The 22,652-nt window shown below is 57.1% G+C and carries 22 protein-coding genes; 5 read left to right on the top strand and 17 right to left on the bottom strand.

The features are described 5' to 3' along the window. The first annotated feature begins 9 nt into the window (after positions 1–9). Complete coding sequence (gene fadA, locus P346_RS00485; RefSeq protein WP_008501515.1) at positions 10–1,173, top strand: acetyl-CoA C-acyltransferase FadA; 1,164 nt, start codon at positions 10–12, stop codon at positions 1,171–1,173. Between the two features lie 161 nt (positions 1,174–1,334). Here the strand turns inward: fadA and fre are convergent, their stop codons facing one another. Further along, complete coding sequence (fre, locus tag P346_RS00490; protein WP_008501516.1) at positions 1,335–2,036, bottom strand: NAD(P)H-flavin reductase; 702 nt, start codon at positions 2,034–2,036, stop codon at positions 1,335–1,337. 42 nt (positions 2,037–2,078) lie between these two features. Beyond that, entirely contained in the window at positions 2,079–3,569 is a 1,491-nt protein-coding gene (ubiD, locus tag P346_RS00495; protein WP_162269347.1) for a 4-hydroxy-3-polyprenylbenzoate decarboxylase, read from the bottom strand. Between the two features lie 173 nt (positions 3,570–3,742). On the opposite strand from ubiD, the gene rfaH reads away from it, so the two are divergent. Then, positions 3,743–4,234 (top strand): transcription/translation regulatory transformer protein RfaH, encoded by a 492-nt coding sequence (gene rfaH, locus P346_RS00500; protein WP_023333788.1) that lies wholly within the window; start codon positions 3,743–3,745, stop codon positions 4,232–4,234. Here the strand turns inward: rfaH and tatD are convergent. The 9 genes from tatD to udp all read right to left on the bottom strand — a co-directional run bounded on the left by tatD (position 4,231) and on the right by udp (position 12,142). Then, entirely contained in the window at positions 4,231–5,013 is a 783-nt protein-coding gene (gene tatD / locus P346_RS00505; RefSeq protein WP_032662847.1) for a 3'-5' ssDNA/RNA exonuclease TatD, read from the bottom strand. The two genes, rfaH and tatD, sit on opposite strands and share 4 nt — an antisense overlap. A 41-nt stretch (positions 5,014–5,054) precedes the next feature. After that, positions 5,055–5,825 carry a Sec-independent protein translocase subunit TatC gene (gene tatC / locus P346_RS00510; RefSeq protein WP_023309607.1) on the bottom strand — a complete coding sequence of 257 codons (771 nt, stop codon included), beginning with the start codon at positions 5,823–5,825 and terminating at the stop codon, positions 5,055–5,057. A 2-nt stretch (positions 5,826–5,827) separates the two neighbouring features. Then, a complete protein-coding gene (tatB, locus tag P346_RS00515; protein ID WP_032662846.1) occupies positions 5,828–6,370 on the bottom strand; it encodes a Sec-independent protein translocase protein TatB in 543 nt (180 codons plus the stop codon). A gap of 3 nt (positions 6,371–6,373) precedes the next feature. After that, complete coding sequence (gene tatA, locus P346_RS00520; protein WP_024908000.1) at positions 6,374–6,628, bottom strand: Sec-independent protein translocase subunit TatA; 255 nt, start codon at positions 6,626–6,628, stop codon at positions 6,374–6,376. Between the two features lie 76 nt (positions 6,629–6,704). Next, positions 6,705–8,345 carry a ubiquinone biosynthesis regulatory protein kinase UbiB gene (gene ubiB, locus P346_RS00525; protein ID WP_029741825.1) on the bottom strand — a complete coding sequence of 547 codons (1,641 nt, stop codon included), beginning with the start codon at positions 8,343–8,345 and terminating at the stop codon, positions 6,705–6,707. Continuing rightward, the gene (gene ubiJ, locus P346_RS00530) at positions 8,342–8,947 is read right to left on the bottom strand and encodes a ubiquinone biosynthesis protein UbiJ (protein WP_032662845.1); all 606 of its coding nucleotides are present in this window, start codon (positions 8,945–8,947) and stop codon (positions 8,342–8,344) included. Before ubiJ ends, ubiB begins: the two co-directional genes overlap by 4 nt. A gap of 13 nt (positions 8,948–8,960) precedes the next feature. Then, a complete protein-coding gene (gene ubiE, locus P346_RS00535) occupies positions 8,961–9,716 on the bottom strand; it encodes a bifunctional demethylmenaquinone methyltransferase/2-methoxy-6-polyprenyl-1,4-benzoquinol methylase UbiE (RefSeq protein ID WP_023309612.1) in 756 nt (251 codons plus the stop codon). A 66-nt stretch (positions 9,717–9,782) separates the two neighbouring features. Next, the gene (gene rmuC / locus P346_RS00540; protein ID WP_032662844.1) at positions 9,783–11,240 is read right to left on the bottom strand and encodes a DNA recombination protein RmuC; all 1,458 of its coding nucleotides are present in this window, start codon (positions 11,238–11,240) and stop codon (positions 9,783–9,785) included. A 140-nt stretch (positions 11,241–11,380) separates the two neighbouring features. Further along, complete coding sequence (gene udp, locus P346_RS00545) at positions 11,381–12,142, bottom strand: uridine phosphorylase (protein ID WP_003860792.1); 762 nt, start codon at positions 12,140–12,142, stop codon at positions 11,381–11,383. A gap of 256 nt (positions 12,143–12,398) precedes the next feature. On the opposite strand from udp, the gene P346_RS00550 reads away from it, so the two are divergent. Further along, complete coding sequence (locus P346_RS00550; protein WP_032662843.1) at positions 12,399–13,205, top strand: dienelactone hydrolase family protein; 807 nt, start codon at positions 12,399–12,401, stop codon at positions 13,203–13,205. 46 nt (positions 13,206–13,251) lie between these two features. On the opposite strand, the gene metE is transcribed toward P346_RS00550, so the two are convergent. Then, positions 13,252–15,513 (bottom strand): 5-methyltetrahydropteroyltriglutamate--homocysteine S-methyltransferase, encoded by a 2,262-nt coding sequence (gene metE / locus P346_RS00555; RefSeq protein ID WP_032662842.1) that lies wholly within the window; start codon positions 15,511–15,513, stop codon positions 13,252–13,254. 236 nt (positions 15,514–15,749) lie between these two features. Here metE and metR point away from each other — a divergent pair, with 236 nt between their 5' ends. Then, positions 15,750–16,703, top strand: a complete 954-nt coding sequence (metR, locus tag P346_RS00560; protein WP_032662841.1) for an HTH-type transcriptional regulator MetR — start codon at positions 15,750–15,752, stop codon at positions 16,701–16,703. Here metR and P346_RS00565 read toward each other — a convergent pair. The 3 genes from P346_RS00565 to pldB form a co-directional block, all read right to left on the bottom strand. Beyond that, complete coding sequence (locus P346_RS00565; RefSeq protein ID WP_032662839.1) at positions 16,591–17,490, bottom strand: carboxylate/amino acid/amine transporter; 900 nt, start codon at positions 17,488–17,490, stop codon at positions 16,591–16,593. The two genes, metR and P346_RS00565, sit on opposite strands and share 113 nt — an antisense overlap. A gap of 82 nt (positions 17,491–17,572) precedes the next feature. Next, entirely contained in the window at positions 17,573–18,373 is an 801-nt protein-coding gene (gene yigL / locus P346_RS00570; protein WP_029741831.1) for a sugar/pyridoxal phosphate phosphatase YigL, read from the bottom strand. Between the two features lie 31 nt (positions 18,374–18,404). Beyond that, entirely contained in the window at positions 18,405–19,397 is a 993-nt protein-coding gene (pldB, locus tag P346_RS00575; RefSeq protein WP_032662837.1) for a lysophospholipase L2, read from the bottom strand. Positions 19,398–19,507: 110 nt separating this feature from the next. Here pldB and rhtB point away from each other — a divergent pair, with 110 nt between their 5' ends. Further along, positions 19,508–20,128, top strand: coding sequence for a homoserine/homoserine lactone efflux protein (gene rhtB / locus P346_RS00580; RefSeq protein WP_008501533.1), 621 nt, complete (start codon positions 19,508–19,510; stop codon positions 20,126–20,128). Here rhtB and rhtC read toward each other — a convergent pair. After that, complete coding sequence (gene rhtC / locus P346_RS00585) at positions 20,125–20,745, bottom strand: threonine export protein RhtC (RefSeq protein ID WP_010426287.1); 621 nt, start codon at positions 20,743–20,745, stop codon at positions 20,125–20,127. The two genes, rhtB and rhtC, sit on opposite strands and share 4 nt — an antisense overlap. Positions 20,746–20,806: 61 nt before the next feature. Next, on the bottom strand, positions 20,807–22,636 hold the full coding sequence (gene recQ / locus P346_RS00590; RefSeq protein WP_029741834.1) for an ATP-dependent DNA helicase RecQ: 1,830 nt from the start codon (positions 22,634–22,636) through the stop codon (positions 20,807–20,809). Positions 22,637–22,652: the final 16 nt, after the last annotated feature.

Raw genomic sequence — 22,652 nt, 5'->3', positions numbered from 1 at the left:
GGAGTCACAATGGAAAAGGTTGTCATTGTTGATGCGATTCGCACCCCGATGGGCCGTTCAAAAGGCGGTGCATTCCGTAACGTGCGTGCAGAAGATCTCTCCGCGCATCTGATGCGTAGCCTGCTGGCGCGTAACCCGGCGCTGGATCCTGCTGCGCTGGACGATATCTACTGGGGCTGCGTGCAGCAGACCCTGGAGCAAGGTTTCAACATCGCCCGTAACGCGTCGCTGCTGGCGGAGATCCCGCATTCGGTTCCGGCTGTCACCGTGAACCGCCTGTGCGGTTCATCCATGCAGGCGCTGCACGACGCGGCGCGGATGATCATGACCGGCGATGCGCAGGCCTGCCTGGTGGGTGGCGTTGAGCACATGGGTCACGTGCCGATGAGCCACGGGGTCGATTTTCATCCTGGCATGAGCCGTAACGTGGCGAAAGCCGCGGGGATGATGGGCCTGACCGCAGAGATGCTCTCTCGTCTGCACGGCATCAGCCGTGAAATGCAGGATGCCTTTGCCGCGCGCTCTCACGCTCGCGCATGGGCGGCGACGCAGTCCGGTGCCTTTAAGAATGAGATCATCCCGACCGGCGGTCACGACGCAGACGGCGTACTGAAGCAGTTCAGCTATGACGAAGTCATCCGCCCGGAAACCACCGTAGAAGCGCTTTCTACCCTGCGCCCTGCGTTTGATCCGGTCACCGGTACGGTAACGGCAGGTACTTCGTCGGCGCTGTCCGACGGTGCCGCCGCGATGCTGGTGATGAGCGAAAGCCGCGCCCGCGAGCTGGGCTTAACGCCTCGCGCTCGGGTACGTTCGATGGCGGTCGTGGGCTGCGATCCTTCAATCATGGGTTACGGCCCGGTTCCGGCCTCGAAGCTGGCGCTGAAAAAAGCGGGATTAACCGCCAGCGACATCGACCTGTTTGAAATGAACGAAGCGTTCGCCGCGCAGATCCTGCCGTGCATTAAGGATCTGGGGCTGATGGAACAGATCGACGAGAAGATTAACCTCAACGGCGGCGCGATCGCCCTTGGTCACCCGCTGGGCTGCTCCGGAGCGCGTATCAGCACGACGCTTATCAACCTGATGGAACGCAAAGATGCCCAGTTTGGTCTGGCAACGATGTGTATCGGGCTGGGTCAGGGTATCGCGACGGTGTTTGAGAGAGTGTAAGGCTATAACGTAGGCCCGATAAGCATCGCGCCATCGGGCTTTTGCCGGGAGGCGCTGCGCTTTCCCGGCCTACGACAGGTATCTCACCGCCACTGGCTTCACTGGCGAAGAGAAAGAGTTTAGTTGCCGTTCTTCCCGCCTGTCAGGGGCGGGTTTTTTATTTAAATGAAGGCAAATGCATCGCCAAACAGGCGGTCTTCACGCGCGTCACGTTCGTTGCAGAACAGGTCACGGGCAATTTTCGCCATCTCAAAACGGCCAGCAATGTAGATATCGTGCCCTGCCAGCGTGCCGTGATCCTGCAGCACCGCCGTCAGCACCGTCCCGCTACGACCACGCCAGCCCTCTTCCGGCTGCTCAACCACCGGCTCAATGCGCAGGTTAGGATGGGTTACGCTCAGCGCTTCCAGTTCAGACAGGTCGTACAGATGTTTCTCTTCGCGGCCACCCCAGTAAATGGTGATGTCGCGGTCCGGGTTACGCGCCAGTGCGGTCAACAGAATAGAGCGCACATAAGAGAAGCCCGTACCGCCAGCGATCAGGATCAGCGGACGGTCTTCGTCATCGCGCAGCCACGCATCACCGTGCGGAATATCCACTACGATTTCACGTTCCTTCAGGATCCGATCCATCACCGCCATCGCATACAGGTTAAGCTCTGACGCACCAATATGAAGCTCAATAAATTCCTGCTCCGCTGGCGTTGAGGCCATAGAGAAAGGACGCTTATCACGCTCATCCATCACAACCATCAGGTACTGACCCGCGCGGAAAGAGAATGGCGCTTCTGGCACTAAACGGACGCGATATACGGTGTCGGTGATGGCATCTACCGAGGTCACTTTACAGCTTAAGGTTGTCATTCGCTCTCTCTGTCGGGAAGTCTATAGGGCTTAACGGTCAGCTCAGGGTTTACCGTTATTCATTATGGCCAGCTCGTCCCAGATCGCGTCAATTCGCGCGGTCACTGCAGGATCTTTTTTGATCGGGCGACCCCATTCACGGTCGGTTTCGCCAGGCCATTTATTTGTGGCATCCAGTCCCATCTTTGAGCCAAGACCGGAAACCGGCGAGGCAAAATCCAGGTAATCTATCGGCGTGTTTTCGACTAACACCGTATCGCGCGCCGGGTCCATTCGCGTGGTAATGGCCCAGATTACGTCATTCCAGTCGCGGGCGTTAACGTCATCATCGCAGACAATAACAAATTTGGTATACATAAACTGGCGCAGGAAAGACCATACGCCCATCATCACGCGTTTAGCATGGCCAGGATACTGCTTCTTCATCGTGACCACCGCCATGCGATACGAGCATCCTTCAGGCGGCAGATAAAAATCAACAATTTCCGGGAACTGCTTTTGCAGGATTGGCACAAACACTTCGTTCAGCGCCACGCCCAGCACCGCCGGTTCGTCCGGTGGACGTCCGGTATAGGTGGAGTGATAAATCGCATCTTCACGCTGCGTAATGTGCGTCACGGTAAACACCGGGAAGTTATCCACTTCGTTGTAATAGCCGGTGTGGTCGCCGTAAGGGCCTTCTGGCGCCATTTCACCCTGCTCGAGGTAACCTTCCAGCACAATTTCCGCACTGGCAGGAACTTCGAGATCGTTAGAAATACACTTCACGACTTCGGTTTTCGTTCCGCGCAGCAGGCCTGCAAACGCATATTCAGAGAGCGTATCCGGCACCGGCGTGACGGCTCCCAGAATGGTGGCCGGATCGGCGCCTAAGGCGACAGACACCGGGAAACGCTCCCCCGGATGCGCAGCGCACCACTCCTGGAAATCCAGCGCGCCGCCGCGATGCGACAGCCAGCGCATGATGAGTTTATTCTTGCCAATCAACTGCTGGCGGTAAATACCGAGGTTTTGCCGCTCTTTGTGCGGGCCGCGCGTAACGGTCAGCCCCCAGGTGATCAGCGGAGCGGCATCTTCAGGCCAGCATTGCATGATAGGGATTTTGGTCAGATCTACCGCATCGCCTTCCAGCACTTTCTGCTGGCACGGCGCGCCGCGCAGGCGCTTGGTGGGCATGTTCAGCACCTGCTTAAACTGCGGCAGCTTGTCGAACAGATCGCGGAAGCCTTTCGGTGGCTCAGGCTCTTTCAGAAACGCCAGCAGTTTACCGACTTCACGCAGCGCCGTGACGTCTTCCTGCCCCATTCCCAGTGCAACACGACGCGGTGTACCAAACAGGTTGCACAGCACCGGCATGGAGTAACCTTTCGGATTTTCAAACAGTAATGCGGGGCCACCGGCACGCAGGGTGCGGTCAGCAATTTCTGTCATCTCCAGATAAGGATCGACAGGAAGAGTAATACGTTTGAGTTCACCCTGCTTTTCCAGCAGCGTCAGGAAGTCGCGGAGATCGTGGTATTTCATGCAGTTAATCATGGCCTCTCTGTAAGCGCTTCATTATACGGCGTAAGCCTGCTTGATGCTGTAATTTTGTTAAATAAGCGTGAACTTATGCGTTCTGTTCCATTTTCCCCCATTATAATCAACTTAGCGATCCCGCCAGGGTTTTGATATGCTTGCGCCCCGAACTAAGGGAAAGAGTGATTATGCAGGCCTGGTATTTACTGTATTGCAAACGCGGGCAACTTCAGCGCGCGCAGGAACATCTTGAACGTCAGTCTGTAAATTGCCTGACGCCCGTGATCACGCTTGAAAAAATGCAGCGCGGGAAGCGCACAACCGTCAGTGAGCCGTTGTTCCCGAACTACCTCTTCGTGGAGTTCGACCCGGAAGTCATCCACACCACCACCATCAGCGCAACGCGCGGCGTCAGCCACTTCGTTCGTTTTGGCGCACACCCGGCAACGGTTCCGTCAACGGTCATTCATCAGCTGTCGGTTTATCAACAGCCTGAAGGGATCACCGACCCCGAAACTCCTTACACGGGCGATAGCGTCGTGATTACCGAAGGCGCTTTCGAAGGCCTGCAGGCGATTTTTGCCGAGCCGGACGGGGAAGCCCGCTCTATGCTGTTGCTCAATCTGCTGAACAAGCAGGTACTGCAGAGCGTTAAAAACACCGACTTCCGCAAGCTTTAAACGTTTATCCCGAACAGATTACGCACGTTGTCATCCGTCTGCGCCGAAAGCCAGTGCGGATCCTCTCCGCGCCACTTCGCAACGCTCTCCACAATGTGCCCCAGATAAGCGGGCTCATTTCGCCGCGATGCCGGTTTGGGCTTCATATCGCGCGGTAGCAGATAAGGCGCATCGGTTTCGAGGAGCAGCCGGTCAGCCGGGATCACCGGCAACAGCTCCCGAAGTTCAAGCCCGCGACGCTCATCGCAAACCCAGCCGGTAATACCCAGATAAAGCCCTCGCGCCAGGCAATCCAGCGCTTCCTGCCGTGAACCGGTGAAGCAGTGCAGTACCGCGCCGGGCAGTTTCTCCAGCCACGGATCCAGAAGTGCCAGGAAACGCTCGTGCGCGTCGCGGCAGTGCATAAATACGGGCATTCCAAGCTCTGCTGCCAGCGCAAGCTGAGCAGTAAACGCTTTTTCCTGCTCTTCAGGCGTGGAAAAGTTACGGTTGAAATCGAGACCGCATTCGCCGATCACCACAACGTCTGGCGTCTTCGCCAGCCTGTACAGAGTGTCGCCACTCTCCGCTGTCCACTGGCTGCTGTCGTGAGGATGCACGCCAGCAGTAGACCAACAGCGATCGTATCGTTGCGCCAGCTGCTGCGCCTGCTCGCTCTCATGCAGGTTGGTGCCCGTCAGCAGCAGTCCTTTCACCCCGGCGGCAAACGCGCGCGCAACCACCTCATCACGATCTTTCGCAAACTGCGAGCTGGTCAGGTTGAGTCCGATATCAAACATGCAAATCCCCATATAACAACCGCCCTGACGGGCGGCTGGTTTTACTCTTCAGTGGTCTTGTCGGACGTATCGTCTTCGTCATCCGCTCGACGCCCTTTACCCACGTAGAAACGCGAGAAGAAAACGCCGACCTCAAACAGACAGTACATCGGTATGGCCAGCAGCGTCTGCGAGAACACGTCCGGCGGTGTCAGCAGCATGCCGACCACGAAGGCACCCACCAGAATATATGGACGCTTCTTACGCAGGTCATCCGGGGTCGTAACCCCTACCCAGCAAAGCAGCACAATGGCCACCGGCACTTCGAATGCCACGCCAAACGCCATAAACAGCGCCATCACAAAGCTGAGGTAGCTGGCGATATCCGTCGACACCTGGACCCCTTCAGGCGCGGTATGCGTCAGGAAGCCGAAGGCCAGCGGGAAGACAACGAAATAGGCAAACGCCATGCCGATATAGAACAGCAGCGAGCTGGACACCAGCAGCGGGATCACCAGCTTGCGTTCATGCTTATACAGCGCTGGCGCCACAAACGCCCACACCTGGTAAAGAATGACCGGTGCAGAGGCAATCAACGACACCCAGAAGGTCAGCTTGATGGGGGTAAAGAACGGAGAAGCAACGTCTGTTGCAATCATCGTTGCGCCCAGCGGCATCTGCTTGATCAGCGGCGCAGAGACCACCTGATAGATATCGTTGGCAAAATAGACCAGGCACAGGAATATGAGTAAAACCGCAATAATGCAGTTTAACAGGCGCTTACGCAGCTCAATGAGGTGCGTAATCAGCGGTTGAGTATCATCTACTGCCATGTTTACGCTTTATCACTCGACGAGGGGGATGATTCGGAAACGGACGCAGCGGGCTTCACTTCCGCCGCTTTTGCCACCGGCTCTTCCGGCTGCGCCTGTTTTTTCAATTCGGTTTCCTGCGGCGTCTGTTCTGGTGCGGCAGCCTGATGTTCAGCACTGGCAGGCGTTACGCCCTCGCGCTGCTCCTCGCTGCCCTTAACCACCGGGTTATGGATGGTGTTCGCTTCATCGCTCGCTTTTTCAGGATCGTTAACGCTATAGGAGCGCTTCATCGATTCCGCCGCTTCGCGCAGCTCATCCATTGACGCTTTCAGTTCCGGCGTCAGGTTATCCATGCTAGCCTTCTCGACCTTTTTCAGGCTTTCCTGAAATTCCTGCAGCTTAAGCTCCTGCGCCAGTTCGTTCTGAACGGTCGATGCCAGCGATCTCAGCGCACGAACCCAGCCCGCAACGGTTTTCACTGCCACCGGCAGACGCTGCGGCCCCAGCACAATCAGGCCAATCACAAAGACCAGCAGGAGCTCACTAAAACCAATGTCGAACACGACTTACACCTGCTCTTTATCGTGGCGTTTAGCGTCTTCCTTTTTGGCTTCTTCTTGCTTGTCGGCGATGGATTTAGCAGTAAAGTCAGCGTCCTGGCTGGTTTTATCCTGCTTGCTCTCATCATCGCTCATCGCTTTCTTGAAGCCTTTGATAGACGCGCCCAGATCGGAACCAATAGAACCGAGCTTTTTGGTGCCAAACAGCAGCACGACGATGACGGCAATGATCAACAATTGCCAGATACTGATACCACCCATACATGTTCCTCAGGGATAGATGATTAATGAGTCAGATCGCATTATACGTATGCGACCCGTCGATAGCGACGCACGCTCAGCGCGTTTTTCGCCAGCCTGCCAGCCAGACTACCACTCCGCCAGCCATCAGCCAGGCGGGCATCATCTGCCAGTCCGGACGGTTGATCAGCAGCAGCGTACCGCTCAGCAGCAGCGTTGCGCCAATCCCAAAGAGATAGCGTGACTGTCCCTGGCGAACACGGCTGGACTGAAGCTCGCGGGCGATTTTATCCATGCTGTGCTGAAGGTTCTTGCTCTGACGCAAACTGTCATAAACCAGTTCAGGAATTTCAGGCATTTTTTCTATCCAGAACGGGCCTTTCTCTTTCAGCGAGCGCACCAGCGCCGGAATGCCAACCTGATCCTTAATCCAGGATTCAAGGAAAGGTTTCGCGGTCTTCCACAAGTCTAACTGAGGATAGAGCTGTCGGCCTACACCCTCAACGTAAAGTAATGTTTTCTGAAGTAAAACTAGCTGTGGCTGAACTTCCATATTAAAACGGCGAGCCGTGTTGAACAGGTTTAACAGCACGTGCCCGAAGGAAATTTCCGCCAGCGGTTTTTCAAAAATAGGTTCACAAACGGTCCGGATCGCGAACTCGAACTCTTCGACGTTGGTGTCCGGCGGCACCCAGCCGGAATCGACGTGCAGCTCGGCCACCTTACGGTAGTCGCGGTTGAAGAACGCGATGAAGTTCTCAGCAAGATACCGTTTATCTTCTTTGTTCAGCGACCCCACAATCCCGCAGTCGATACCGATATACTTCGGGTCCTCAGGGTGTTCGTAGCTCACGAAGATATTGCCCGGATGCATGTCTGCATGGAAAAAGCTGTCGCGGAACACCTGGGTAAAGAAGACCTGTACGCCACGTTCGGCCAGGAGCTTCATGTTCGTTCCCTGTTTCTCCAGGGCGACCACATCCGAAACCGGAATACCGTAGATACGTTCCATCACCATCATGTTCTGGCTGCAGTAGTCAGAATAGACTTCAGGTACATAGAGCATCGGGCTGTTTTCAAAGTTGCGACGCAGCTGAATGGCGTTTGCCGATTCGCGCAGCAGGTTAAGCTCATCAATCAGCGTTTTTTCATATTCCCGCACCACTTCCAGGGGACGAAGGCGACGCCCGTCCGGCAGCAGGCGTGGCACCCAGCGCGCCAGACGATAAATCAGCTTCATGTCCGCTTTGATGACTGGCAGGATGTCCGGACGAATGACCTTAATAACGACTTCTTTGCCGTTTTCTTTCAGACGCGCGGTGTGCACCTGCGCAATAGAGGCCGATGCCAGTGGCTTAATGTCGAAATCGTCAAACCAGGTCTCGACGGGTACATTTCCCATCGCCTCTTCAATCTGCTTTTTCGCGCGCGCGCCGTCAAACGGTGCGACGCGATCCTGCAGCATCGCAAGCTCATCGGCAATCAGTGGCGGGAACAGATCGCGGCGGGTCGACAGCATCTGTCCGAATTTAATCCAAACCGGGCCTAGCTCCTGCAGCGCCAGGCGCAGACGCTCACCCAGCGGTTGACCTTTATGGCGATTGGGCATCCAGAAGAGCATCCGCCGCCAGATACGAAGCGGCAGCGTAATACGCATTTTGGGGATAAGCTCGTCGAGCCCGTAGCTCAAAAAGGTGCGAATAATAAAATAGAGGCGCCGAATTTCACCAGGCGTCATTTGCCCTCCAGTTTTTCCAGCCGTTTGGTTAACGCATCAACCGCACGTTCAACAGCAGCGGTTTCTTCCGCAAACCATGCAACTTCCAGTGGCCCGGGCGCCATTCGCCACTCCTCAGTCAGCACTTCCGCCGCATAGCGTTGCTGGCGCTGAAGGCTTTTACGCGCAAAGGAGGCGCCACCATGAAGGACTTTCCCGATGCCTTCGGCGGCAATATCGCCGATAAAAGGCGCGAGCAGCTCTGCCGGATCAAACTCCGCCAGATCGGTGAGCGCAACGAAGTTCTGCACGACCTGAATGTCGCCTTCCACTTCCAGCTCACCGCTGCGGATAAGCGCCGTTAATTGCTGACGATCGCGCAGTTTTGGCAGCACGCTCATGTGCGTGATGACCGAGCAGTCGGCTTCACCTTCCCACTCACCCAGTACGTCAAGCTGGCGTTCACTGAATACCAGCACAAGCGGCGTCGAGAACTCTTTTAAAACAATGCGTAATACCTTCCCGTTAAGCCGCTGACGCGCAGATTTCAGCGCAGGAGCGCGATACAGAAAAGCGTTCAGTACATTCTCGATGCCTGCGGAGACTAAGGGTTTAAAGGGCACGGGACACCTCCACTCAGAATTTGTAACCGCGATGCAGCGCGACGACGCCCGCCGTCAGGTTGAAATATTCAACATTTTCAAATTCTGCATCCTGCATCATGGCTTTTAATGTGTCCTGATCCGGGTGCATACGGATAGATTCCGCCAGATAGCGGTAGCTTTCAGCGTCGTTAGCCACCAGCTCGCCAATACGCGGCAGCACGTGGAAGGAATAGGCGTCGTAGGCTTTGCTCAGCGGCTCAATGATCGGTTTAGAGAACTCGAGCACCAGCAGACGTCCACCCGGCTTCAGCACGCGGTACATGGAGCGCAGCGCTTTTTCTTTATCGGTCACGTTACGCAGACCGAAAGAGATCGTGATGCAGTCAAAGGTGTTATCCGGGAATGGCAGCGCTTCGGCGTTTGCCTGCACATATTCCACATTCCCCACCACGCCAATGTTACGCAGCTTTTCGCGTCCCATTTTCAGCATGGAGTCATTAATATCGGCAAGAACAACGCGACCGGTTTCGCCCACCAGACGGGAGAACTTCGCGGTCAAATCGCCCGTTCCGCCGGCTAAGTCCAGCACCGTTTGCCCACGACGAACGCCGCTACAGTCAATGGTGAAGCGCTTCCACAAGCGATGAATGCCGAACGACATCAGGTCATTCATCACATCGTACTTCGCCGCCACGGAATGAAATACGTGGGCCACCATGTCAGCTTTCTGCGCTTTGGCAACAGTCTGAAAGCCAAAGTGCGTTGTGTCTTGTGAATCGTCAGCCATCTTAGAGCCTGCTTATCAGTAAAATGTTCGTGAAGTGTAACAGATTGGGCGCGTTTGCCCTACGTTTCAACCACCGCGAAAGAAACGCGCTGGGGTCTCGTCTGGTGATAAATCCGCCGCTAACGTATTGTCTTCACTGTTTGTATTTTGTTCGTCCGCACCTTCTCGCAGGCGAAACTCGTCGTCCTGGGCGGTGGCCTGTTCGACCAATTCCGGATTAATCTCGCGTTTAACCTCAACCCCCAGGCTGCGGAATGATTCAGCCTGTGCCAGCAGATTGCCACGTCCGGATGCGAGTTTTTTCATCGCCTGGCGGTAGTTATCCTGCGCACGATCCAGGCTCTGCCCGACTGAAGACATGTCGTCCACGAAAAGGCGCATTTTGTCGTACAGCTTGCTGGCGCGATCGGCAATCTGCTGCGCGTTGCGGCTCTGGTGCTCATAGCGCCACAGGTTCGCAATGGTGCGTAACGCCACCAGCAGCGTGGTGGGGCTGACCAGCATAATGTTATTTTTGAGCGCTTCGGTGATAAGTTCAGGCTGTCTGTCGAGTGCCAGCAGAAATGCGGGTTCTACCGGGATGAACATCAGGACATAGTCCAGCGAGCGCAGCCCCGGCAGCTGCTGGTAGTCTTTTCTGCCAAGCAGGCGAATATGATTACGCACGGAGGCAATGTGCTCCTGCAGCGCAGACTCGCGCGTGTAGTCATCGTCCGCATTAAAGTAGCGTTCATACGCCACCAGCGTCATTTTGGCGTCAATCACCACATCTTTACCCTGCGGCAGCCGCACAATTACATCCGGCTGCATGCGCGAGCGGGCATCGTTCTCAATGCTGACCTGCGTTTCGTATTCATACCCTTCCCGCAGTCCAGAGGCTTCCAGCACGCGGGTCAGCACCACTTCTCCCCAGTTGCCCTGGGTTTTGTTATCCCCTTTCAGCGCGCGGGTCAGGTTGACCGCTTCCTGCGCCATCTGGGCATTCAGCTGCTGGAGATTGCGAATCTCATGCGCCAGGGTGTGACGCTCGCGCGCCTCCTGCCCAAAGCTGTCCTGCACCTGACGGCGAAAGCCGTCAAGCTGTTCGCGCAGGGGCGTCAGCAGGCTGTTCAGGCTCTGGCGGTTCTGTTCATCAACGCGGCGGTTGCTGTGCTCGAAAATACGGTTGGCGAGGTTCTCAAACTGTTCGCTGAGGCGCTGCTCGCTGTTGATCATCTGGCGGATTTTGTCTTCCGCGTGCAGCTGGGTGGATTCAAGGCGGGTGGTCACTTCGCGGAGATCGGCCTCCAGCGAGGTGTTGATATCTCGCAGGTTGCGCAGCTCGTTGTTGAGCAGCTCGCACTCCTCTCGCCAGTGGTCACTCAGCGCAAGCTGCTGCTTTGCCGCACTTAATTCAGCGACTATCTCTTCGCGCTCTGCCAGCTGGTCGGCCTTCTGCTGTGCATGCTGATAGCTGGAAATGAGCCAGCCTATCGCCACGCCCGCCAGCGCAATCACCGCATAAATCAGGATTGAGATATCCACAATGCCCCCTGCATCAACGTATTACCCGCACAAAATAAGATTGTGCTGTATAAACGTCCAGTTTGAAAGGGTTTTCCTGCGAGGCGCTACGCAAAAAATAAAGGCCGAACGTGTCGGCCTTTGATTTCGAAAGGAGAGGACTAGATCAGGCGACGCGCGGCTTCCACCACGATTTTCACCGCATGACTTTCGGTCTGCTTCATGGTTTCGGCGTTCGGGATCTCCTGCTGGGTACGGTTGACGATAACGCCCGCCACCATACCGGCACGCAGACCCTGGCTTGCGCACATGGTCAGCAGCGTTGCGGATTCCATTTCGTAGTTCATCACGCCCATGGACTGCCACTCTTCCATTGAGCCTTTGAAACGGCTTACCACGCGGCCTGAGAAGGTGTCGTAACGCTCCTGGCCCGGGTAGAAGGTGTCGGAAGAGGCGGTTACGCCCACGTGGGTGGTTGCGCCTACGGACTTCGCGGCTTCAACCAGCGCGGTGGTGCATTCGAAATCAGCCACTGCCGGGAATTCCATCGGTGCAAAGTGCAGGCTTGCACCGTCCAGACGGACGGACGCGGTCGTGACCAGCACGTCGCCGACGTTGATGTGCGGCTGGATAGCGCCGGTGGTACCGATACGCAGGAAAGTACGAATGCCCAGCTGGGCCAGCTCTTCAACAGCAATAGAGGTAGACGGACCACCGATACCGGTAGAGCACACGATCACCGCTTTGCCATCCAGCTCTGCGCGCCAGGTGGTGAACTCACGATGGGCAGCCAGCTTGACCGGCTTATCCATCAGCGCGGCGATCTTTTCCACACGCTCAGGATCGCCGGGGACGATAGCGAGCGTAGCCCCTTGTAAATCGTTTTTAGTGAGGCCGAGATGAAAAACATCAGACTTAGACATAGGGTGACTCCTCTGTGGGTCGGTTAGTCAGAAGAAGTAAAACGGTACTTTACAGAAGCACTACGCAGAATTTCGTGACACACCTCACCATGAATGAAAATGATTGCAGTTAATTTCCATTAAATAGTGACTTACATCACATTAACAAGTTATATCGCCAGGTGCTGCACAAAAGATAGACCGTTTAAGGCACTGTGAGTTGTTAACCTGGTGTCTATATTTACCTTTGCGCTAACTCATTGGTACGGAGAATGCCATGACTGAAAAAACCGGATTTGCACCTGCTGCGGCCCCACATGCTTCAACCATCGTGTCGACGCCAGAAGCGGCAATTACCGCGGGTGAGACCTCCATTCCCTCGCAGGGGGAGAATATGCCTGCCTGGCACGCACGGCCAAAATCGGCAGACGGCCCGCTGCCCATCGTGATTGTGATTCAGGAGATATTTGGTGTTCACGAACACATTCGCGACCTCTGCCGCCGGCTGGCGCTGGAAGGGTATCTGGCCGTTGCGCCAGAGCTCTACTTCCGTCAGGGCGATCCGAACGACTACAGCGATATTCCAACATTGCTCAGCAACCTGGTCAGCAAAGTCCCGGACGCGCAGGTGCTGGCCGATCTCGATCACGTCGCCAGCTGGGCGGCGCGCAACGGCGGCGATCCGCATCGTCTTCTGGTCACCGGTTTCTGCTGGGGCGGACGCATTAGCTGGCTGTATGCCGCGCATAACCCGCAACTCAAAGCCGCTGTCGCCTGGTACGGCAAACTGGTGGGTGAAAAAACGCTGAATTCACCGAAACATCCCGTCGATATCGCCACCGAGTTAAATGCCCCCGTGTTAGGGCTTTACGGCGGTCAGGACACCGGTATTTCGCTGGATTCGGTAGAGACCATGCGCCATGCGCTCCGTGCGGCAAATGCGAATGCGGAGATCGTGGTCTACCCGGATGCCGGGCATGCGTTTAACGCCGATTATCGTCCGAGCTATCACGCAGAATCAGCCAAAGATGGCTGGCAGAGAATGCTGGCGTGGTTTAGCCAGTACGGCGGTAAGAAAGCGTAATAAAAAAAGCCCGGTGGCGGCTACGCCTTACCGGGCCTACGCATTATCAAGCCTGACGCAAGTTCTGCGCCGCCTTCACCATGTTCGCCAGCGCCGCGCGCGTCTCCGGCCAGCCGCGGGTTTTCAGTCCGCAGTCCGGGTTCACCCACAGGCGCTCTGCCGGAATACGCTGGGACGCTTTTTTCAGCAGGGCTTCAATCCACTCAACGCTCGGCACGTTCGGGGAGTGAATGTCGTACACGCCCGGCCCGATTTCATTCGGGTAGTCGAACTCTTCAAACGACTCCAGCAGCTCCATGTCTGAACGCGAGGTCTCGATGGTGATCACGTCGGCATCCAGCGCGGCAATCGAATCCATGATGTCGTTAAATTCGCAGTAACACATGTGGGTGTGGATCTGGGTGTCGTCCTTCGCCACCGCGGCGTTAATGCGGAACGCCTCCACGCCCCACTGCAGGTAGGCATCCCAGTCGCTGCGGCGCAGCGGCAGGCCTTCACGCAGGGCCGGCTCGTCAATCTGGATAATGCCAATGCCTGCCGCTTCCAGATCCGCCACTTCATCACGCAGCGCCAGGGCGATCTGTTTGGCGATGGTTTCACGGGTCACGTCTTCACGCGGGAACGACCAGCAGAGAATGGTCACCGGACCGGTGAGCATTCCTTTTACCGGCTTGTCGGTCAGGGACTGGGCGTACTTCGCCCACTCCACGGTGATCGCTTCCGGGCGGCTGACGTCACCGATAACCACCGGCGGCTTCACGCAGCGGGAGCCGTAGCTCTGCACCCAGCCGTTCTGGGTAAAGACGAAGCCGTCCAGGTGCTCGCCAAAATATTCCACCATGTCGTTACGCTCGGCTTCACCGTGCACCAGCACGTCCAGCCCCAGGCGTTCCTGCTCGATAATCGCCTGCTTGATGTGTTCCGCGATGCCGGTGCGGTAGTGATTCGCATCCAGATTGCCCTTCTTGAAGTCCAGACGCAGGCCGCGGATCTCCGTGGTTTGCGGGAAAGAACCGATTGTGGTGGTCGGCCACGCAGGCAGGTTGAAGCGGGCGCGCTGCGCCTCGGCACGCACCTCGTACGGGCTCTGACGCTGGCTGTCCCGGGCGGTGATGGCCGCCAGGCGTTTTTCCACCGCCGGGTTGTGCACGCGCGCCGAGTGACGACGCGCCTGGATCGGAGCGCTCCATTCGGTAATCGCCGTAGTGTCGCCGCTGTTCAGCGCGTCGCGCAGCAGCGTTAGCTCTTCGCATTTTTGCAGGGCGAAGGCAAACCAGCTTTTCACCTCGGCATCCAGACGCGTTTCCACGCTCAGATCGATCGGGCTGTGCAGCAGGGAACAAGATGAGGCCACCCACAGCTCACGTTTGCCGACGATGTCTTTGATTTGTGCATATTTCTCGGTGAGATCGGCGCGCCAGACGTTACGGCCGTTAATCAGCCCGGCGGAAAGCAGCCAGTCCGCTGGCAGGCGCTTGTGCAGCTCCGCCACATCGTCTTTACCGTGTACGAGATCAACGTGCAGGCCCTGGACCGGCAGCGCGGTAATGGTCTTCAGGTTCGGCGTCACGCCTTCAAAATAGGTCGTCAGCAGGAGTTTTACCTGACCGGTGAGCGCGTCATACGCCGGTTTGAAGGCATCGAGCCAATCCTGCGGCAGCTCAAGCACCAGCGCCGGTTCGTCGATTTGCACCCACTGAATGCCGCGTTTGCCCAGCTCACTTAGCACCTGTTTGTAGACCGGCAGAATATCCTTCAGCAGGCTGAGTCGGTCAAACGGCTCGCCCTTTACTTTGCCCAGCCACAGGTACGTTACCGGCCCGAGCAGCACCGGCTTCACCTGGTGGCCCAGCGCCAGCGCTTCGTCCACTTCGTCCAGAAGCTGCGTCCAGGCCAACCTGAACTGCTGGCCTTTGACGAACTCCGGCACCATATAGTGATAGTTGGTGTTAAACCACTTTGTCATTTCCGCCGCTGCCGCTGGCTCCCCCGTTGGCGCGCGGCCACGGCCGATGCGGAACAGAGTATCGATATCTACCGATCCATCTTTGTTCTGATGACGAGCCGGTACGTTGCCAAGCAGCAGGCTGGTCGTCAGAACATGGTCGTACCAGGCGAAATCGCCCACCGGCAGCAGGTCAATGCCCGCCTGTTTTTGCTGCTCCCAGTGGCGGGCGCGCAGCTCGCGTCCTACCGCTAGCAGTTCTTCGCGGATGGCGTTACCCGCCCAGTAGCTTTCTTGCGCTTTTTTCAGCTCGCGGCGCAGGCCAACGCGAGGAAAACCGAGAGTGTGATTGCGGATTGTCATGTTTTCTTCCTCTAATTAATTGTAAATCCTTTGGATTTTGAATTTAGGGAAGGCGGCAAGTTTGCTCATCCCCAGGAGCTTACATGAGTAAGTGACCGGGGTGAGTAAACGCAGCCAACGCACCATAAATTTAAAAGACGAAGGATTTTAGCCGTCCAGATGTTTACACATCCATAATTGGCAGTTACTGTATATTCCTCAAGCGCAAAATGTTCATGGCGAAGTGAAGGACTTTCATGATCGAGATTAAACACCTGAAAACGCTACAAGCGTTGCGGAACTGCGGTTCGCTCGCGGCGGCTGCGGCCACGCTGCACCAGACCCAGTCCGCCCTTTCTCACCAGTTCAGCGATCTAGAACAACGCCTCGGCTTCCGTCTTTTTGTGCGTAAGAGCCAGCCCCTGCGCTTTACGCCTCAGGGTGAAATTCTTCTTCAGCTGGCGAATCAGGTACTGCCGCAAATCGCCAGCGCGCTGCAGGCGTGTAACGAACCGCAGCAGACCAAGCTGCGTATCGCCATTGAGTGCCACAGCTGTATTCAGTGGCTGACCCCCGCGCTTGAGAACTTCCGTCAGAAGTGGCCGCAGGTGGAGATGGACTTCAAATCCGGCGTGACCTTTGACCCGCAGCCGTCGCTGCAGCAGGGCGAGCTGGACCTGGTGATGACCTCTGACATCCTGCCGCGCAGCGGCCTGCACTATTCGCCGATGTTTGATTATGAAGTGCGCCTGGTGCTGGCGCCGGACCACCCGCTGGCCGCCAAAACGCGCATCACGCCGGAAGACCTGGCGACGGAAACGCTGCTGATTTATCCGGTCCAGCGCAGTCGTCTGGATATCTGGCGCCATTTCCTGCAGCCAGCAGGCATTAGCCCGCAGCTGAAAAGCGTGGATAACACCCTGCTGCTGATTCAGATGGTGGCGGCCAGAATGGGTATCGCGGCGCTGCCGCACTGGGTGGTGGAGAGTTTTGAACGCCAGGGTCTGGTGCAGACCAAAACCCTGGGTGAAGGACTGTGGAGCCGACTGTACGCCGCCGTGCGCGATGGCGAGCAGCGTCAGCCGATTACGGAGGCGTTTATTCGCTCAGCGCGGAACCACGCGTGCGACCATCTTCCATTTGTGCGGAGCGCGGAGCGACCCATCGGCGATGGACCCACAGCGAAGCCAGGATCACAGCTCCCCCAATAATAAAGCTCGGCCAGTGCGGCTGTTGCTGCCAGATGGCGAGATTGACCAGCAGCCCTGCCGGGACATGCACGTTGTTCATGATCCCCAGCGTACCGGCGTCTACCTGCGTAGCGCCGTAGTTCCACATGAAGTACCCCAGCCCTGACGCCACTACGCCCAGCCAGACCAGAACGCCCCACTGCACGGCGGTGGTCGGCAGCTTTTGCGGATTACCGAGCATAAACCACGCCGCTACCGCGACAATCGCGGCGCCCATATAGAACCAGGCAAACGCGTTATGCTGCGGCATCGGACGGGTTTCCATCAGGCGTTTGTAGCCCACCATGCCGATGGCGAAACTGATGTTGGCGAGCTGGACGAACATCAGCCCGGTCCAGAAATGATCGCTGACTTTGTCATAGCGAATAATCGCCGCGCCGATCACCGCCAGCGCGGCGCTCAGCAGGTATCCCCAGCGCAGGCGGCGTCTGCTGAGCAGGTCGTAAATCAGCGTGATATAGAGCGGCGTCAGCACGGTAAAGAGCAGGAACTCGGAGACGGACAGGTAGACGTAGGCCCGGAAGCTGAACAGATACATGATGCCGAGCTGCATCGCCCCCACCAGCATATACAGCACAATCGTTTTCAGCGATTGCCCGCGCGTGCGCAGAAACGGCAGGAACACCAGCGCCGCCAGCCCCACGCGCATCAGCACCGAGAAGTAGCTGTCGACCGAACCGGCAAGGTATTCGCCAATCAGGCTAAAGGAGAAGGCCCACAGGATAGTGGTGATGATGAGTAGCGCCACAATGCTTGTCTCTCAGAAAGAAGGAGAAGCATTGTAGCGAACTCTTTAGTTGACAACTGAGCAATAAACAACCGAATGAAGATTATTCAAGGAACAGTTTGCGCAGATACTTCGGTACCGCGTTGTCAGCGTTAGAACCAATCACTTCCAGCTCAGGGTGCAGATCCTTCAGACGCTGGTGCGCGTTCTGCATGATGCAGCCCTTGCCCGCCATCGACAGCATCTCGGCGTCGTTCATGCCGTCACCGAAGGCGATACAGTCTTTCAGCCCGAAGCCCAGGCGTTTCGCAACCGCTTCCAGCGCGTGACCTTTGGAAACGCCACCCGCCATTACTTCCAGACAGGTCAGGGTTGAGAAGCTCACGTTGACGCGATCGCCCCAGCGGGCGTTGATCGCCTGTTCCAGCGGGAGCAGCTCTTCGTGGCTGTCACAGGTAAAGAACACCTTGCTGATCCCTTCCGGCTCCAGCAGGCCCGGTTCGTAAAGGGAGTAGTTGAATACCGCTTCCTTGAAGAAACGCATTTCATCCGGACGGTGGCGGTTCATAAACCAGTCGTCGTCGCGGTAAACGTTAGTAACGATAGCCGGGTTGTTATGCACCACGCCGAACAGATCGGCGGCAATATCGCGATCCAGATTGTGGGTAAAGATCAGGTTGCCGTCGGTATCATGCACGCGCGCACCGTTAGAGGTGATCATGTACGATTTGATCTCAAGATTATCGCGGATCTGCCCCACGTCCACGTGGTGGCGGCCGGTGGCGAACACAAAGTTCACGCCACGGGCAGTCAGGAGTTTTAAGGTCTCTTTCGCGTAAGGCGACAGGGTGTGGTCGGGGGAAAGCAGCGTGCCATCTAAATCAGATGCAACAACCTGGTACATAGGGATTTCAACCTCTGGTGGAAAACAAGAATCAATTATGCCTGTTGAAAAATTCAACAATGGCGTTGAGCGCGACTGAGCGCATAGCGTCCTTTTCAAAAAGGATCTCATGGAACGCGCCGTTAATGACCAGCGGTTTACCCCCTTCACAAGGGTGACCGGCTGCAGCGCGCAGTTCACAATAGCGGTCATGCATGCGGTTATCCACCACACGCTCTTCTTCCGCCTGGATCAGAAGCGTCGGCGTGTCATCATCGCCTACGCCCGCCAGCACCTGCTCACCGGCCAGAATCCCCTCCCGCACCCAGTGCCAGGTTGGGCCGCCGACGCGCAAGCGCGGTTCATCGGCATAAAAGCGCAGGTTACGACGATAGCGCTGCCGGCTGTGAGTTAAGACGTTGATGGCGAACGGCAGCGCGCGCCAGCGTCCTGTGCCAATGGCATAACCTTCACGAATGCGCTGATGGCCCTCAGCCCAGTCAAGAAGATGGCGCACCATCCAGTCAGGAAAACGGATGACGATACCGTACATCGGCGCGGTGAGCGCAATGGCGTCGCACTGGTGCGCGTAACGCTGCAAAAACAGCGTCGAAATGGCGCCGCCCATGGAGTGCGCAAGAATATACCGCTTGCGCCAGGGGCCGGGCTGAACGTCCTGCTGCCAGAACGCGGCAAAATCGTCGACGTAATCGCTGAAGCGATCGACGTGCCCACGGTGCGTGTCCGGCAGCATACGTCCGGACAGCCCCTGTCCACGATGGTCGATGATCAGGACATCGAACCCCATATGGACCAGGTCATAGGCCAGCTCGGCGTATTTAACGTAGCTTTCAATACGCCCAGGGCAGACCACAATCACCCGGTCATTTTTTTCATTTCGGAAACGAACGAAACGCACCGGGACGCCCCCGACGCCCGTAAACTCATCTTCCTCACGCTGCCGCCAGAAATCGGTCAGCGGCCCCATAGAGAAAGCAGCAAAAGCGTTTTCTCGTGTTTCCCAGTCCTTTTTCTGCTGAAACATTGGGTTTCCACTCACGTAATCCAGGGAATATCGTTTTTTTCGTCACCGGCCACAAAATGACTCAATAATAGCGTATTGTGGCATAAAAATAGACGGTTCGGGAGCTTCAAATGACCTTCGAATGGTGGTTCGCCTACCTGCTGACATCCATTATCCTCAGCCTTTCTCCGGGTTCGGGTGCTATTAACACCATGACCACTTCCATCAACCACGGCTACCGCGGTGCGGCGGCGTCGATTGCCGGTTTGCAGACCGGGCTGGGCATTCATATTGTGCTGGTCGGGATCGGTCTTGGAACTCTGTTCTCCCGCTCCGTGCTGGCCTTTGAGGTGCTGAAATGGGCCGGGGCAGCGTATCTGATTTGGCTCGGCATCCAGCAGTGGCGCGCGGCAGGCTCCATCAACCTGAATACGCTGGCCCAGACGCAAAACCGCGGCCATCTGTTTAAGCGCGCAGTGTTCGTCAACCTGACCAACCCGAAGAGCATCGTTTTCCTCGCCGCGCTGTTCCCGCAGTTTATCGTGCCGCACCAGCCCCAGGTGATGCAGTACGTGGTGCTGGGCGCGACCACCATTATCGTCGATATCATCGTGATGATTGGTTACGCGACGCTGGCGCAGCGAATTGCGGCGTGGATTAAAGGGCCTAAGCAGATGAAGGCCCTGAATAAAGTCTTTGGCTCGCTGTTTATGCTGGTTGGCGCGCTGCTTGCGTCAGCGCGTCACGCTTAGCGAGAAATGATGAGATGAATGCCGAAGCCGGCGAACAGCGCGCCGGCGAAGCCGTCAATCCACTTCGCAATACGCTGGTAGCCGCGGCGCATCGCCGGTAAGGCAAACAGGCTGGCCACGATGGTAAACCAGGCAAAGGTTTCAACGACGATCAGCAGGAAGATGCCCCAGCGTGCGCCCGCGCCGACGCTATCGCCGACAAACAGCGAGAACACCGAGCCGAAATAGATAATGGCTTTCGGGTTCGCCAGATTGGTCAGCAGCCCTTTTACAAAGCTGCGGCCGCCCGTTGCCAGCTCCACCTTTGGCTCTTCCGGCTTTTTCTCTTCTTTCTTCAGCGCCCCGCGCAGCATCTGGTAGCCCATCCAGCACAGGTACAGACCGCCGCCGACCATAATGATGTTATGCAGCCAGGCCATCTTCGCCAGGATAAGGTTCAGACCGAGGAGCGCAACGGCCGCCCAGACCATAACGCCCATGGTGATACCGAGCACGCCCATCATCGCCTCTTTGCGGGAGCGGCTGACGGCCGTTTGTGATACGAAGAAAAAGTCCGGGCCGGGGCTCATCAGCGCAACGATGTGCACTAACGCCACGGTGAGAAATAGCATCAACATAATTAACTCGCGGGGAAATAATTTAGTGAGTCATCATCCTGGCACTTTTTCGCCCGGCTGACTACTCCTCATCATCACCATCGGCGTGAGAGCGGATGAGCGCCATAAACTCTTTACCGAAGCGCTCCAGCTTGCGTGTCCCCACGCCGTTGACGCTGAGCATTTCGCTGGCGCTGAGCGGCATCTGTTCGGCCATCTCGATCAGCGTCGCGTCGTTGAACACCACGTAAGGCGGGATGTTTTCTTCGTCGGCGATGGCTTTACGCAGCTTGCGCAGTTTGGCGAACAGCTTGCGATCGTAGTTGCCGCCGTAGGATTTCTGCATCACGCGTGGCTTCAGGGCGATGACGCGCGGCACGGCGAGCTTGAGCTCAACATCACCGCGCAGGACCGGACGCGCCGCCTCGGTCAGCTGCAGGGCGGAGTGCTGGGCAATGTTCTGCGTGGCGAAGCCGAGGTGGATCAGCTGGCGAATGATGCTCACCCAGTGCTCGTGGCTCTGCTCCTTGCCAATACCGTAGACCGGCAGCTTGTCGTGCCCCATATCGCGGATACGCTGGTTATTGGCGCCGCGCAGCACCTCCACCACGTAGCCCATCCCGAAGCGTTGATTCACACGGTAAATGGTCGAAAGCGCCTTACGCGCGTCCATCAGGCCATCGTACTGCTTTGGCGGATCGAGGCAGATATCGCAGTTGCCGCACGGCTCCTGGCGCCCTTCACCAAAGTAGTTGAGCAGCACCAGACGACGGCAGGTTTGCGCTTCGGCAAACGCCCCCATCGCGTTGAGCTTGTGGCGCTCAATATCCTGCAGCTGTCCCTGCGGCTTCTCTTCCAGACAGCGGCGCAGCCACGCCATATCAGCCGGATCGTAAAACAGCATCGCTTCCGCAGGCAGCCCGTCACGCCCGGCGCGACCGGTTTCCTGATAGTAAGATTCGATATTGCGCGGGATGTCGAAATGCACCACAAAGCGCACGTTGGGCTTGTTAATGCCCATTCCGAACGCCACCGTCGCGACGACGATTTGCAGGTCGTCACGCTGGAATTTTTCCTGCACGTCGGCGCGGATGTGGTTCTCTAACCCGGCATGATACGCGGCGGCGCTAAAGCCGCGGTTTTGCAGACGCGCGGCGGTGTCTTCCACCTTAGCACGGCTGTTACAGTAGATGATGCCGGACTTGCCGCGCTGCTCCTGGACGTAGCGCAAGAGCTGATCCAGCGGCTTGAACTTTTCCATCAGCATATAGCGGATGTTTGGGCGGTCGAAGCTGCTGACCTGAATATAGGGGTCGTTCAGCCCGAGCAGGCGAACGATATCCAGCCGCGTGGTGTCATCCGCCGTCGCGGTAAGCGCCATAAACGGCAGCTCGGGGAAGCGCTGACGCAGCTGGCCGAGGGCAGCGTATTCCGGGCGGAAATCGTGTCCCCACTGGGAAATACAGTGCGCTTCATCCACCGCCAGCAGCACCGGGTTCCAGTGCGCCAGGTGATCGAGGAAGTTATCCAGCATCAGCCGCTCCGGCGCGATATACAGCAGGCGGATCTGCCCGGTGCGACACCCGGCCATCACCTCCTGCTGCTGCTCCCGGGTTTGCGTGGAGTTAAGACAGGCTGCCGCCACGCCGTTGGCGAGCAGCTGGTCAACCTGGTCTTTCATCAGGGAAATGAGGGGGGATACCACGACCGTCAGGCCGTTAAGCACCAGCGCGGGCACCTGATAACAGAGGGACTTACCGCCGCCGGTCGGCATCACCACCAGGCAATCACGACCTTCCAGCACCGTTTCAATGATGGTTTCCTGGCCGGGGCGGAACTGCTGGTAGCCAAAGGTTTCATGCAAAACCTGTTTAGCCAGCGACTCCTGATTCAATACTTCCGCCTGCGCCACGTTAACCCCATATGCC

It is taken from the genome of Enterobacter sp. DC1 (genome assembly GCF_000568075.1).
GTDB classification, from domain to species: Bacteria; Pseudomonadota; Gammaproteobacteria; order Enterobacterales; family Enterobacteriaceae; genus Enterobacter; species Enterobacter asburiae.
The sequence above is the reverse complement of the archived record's forward strand: the minus strand, read 5'-3'. Positions and strand labels throughout refer to the sequence as shown.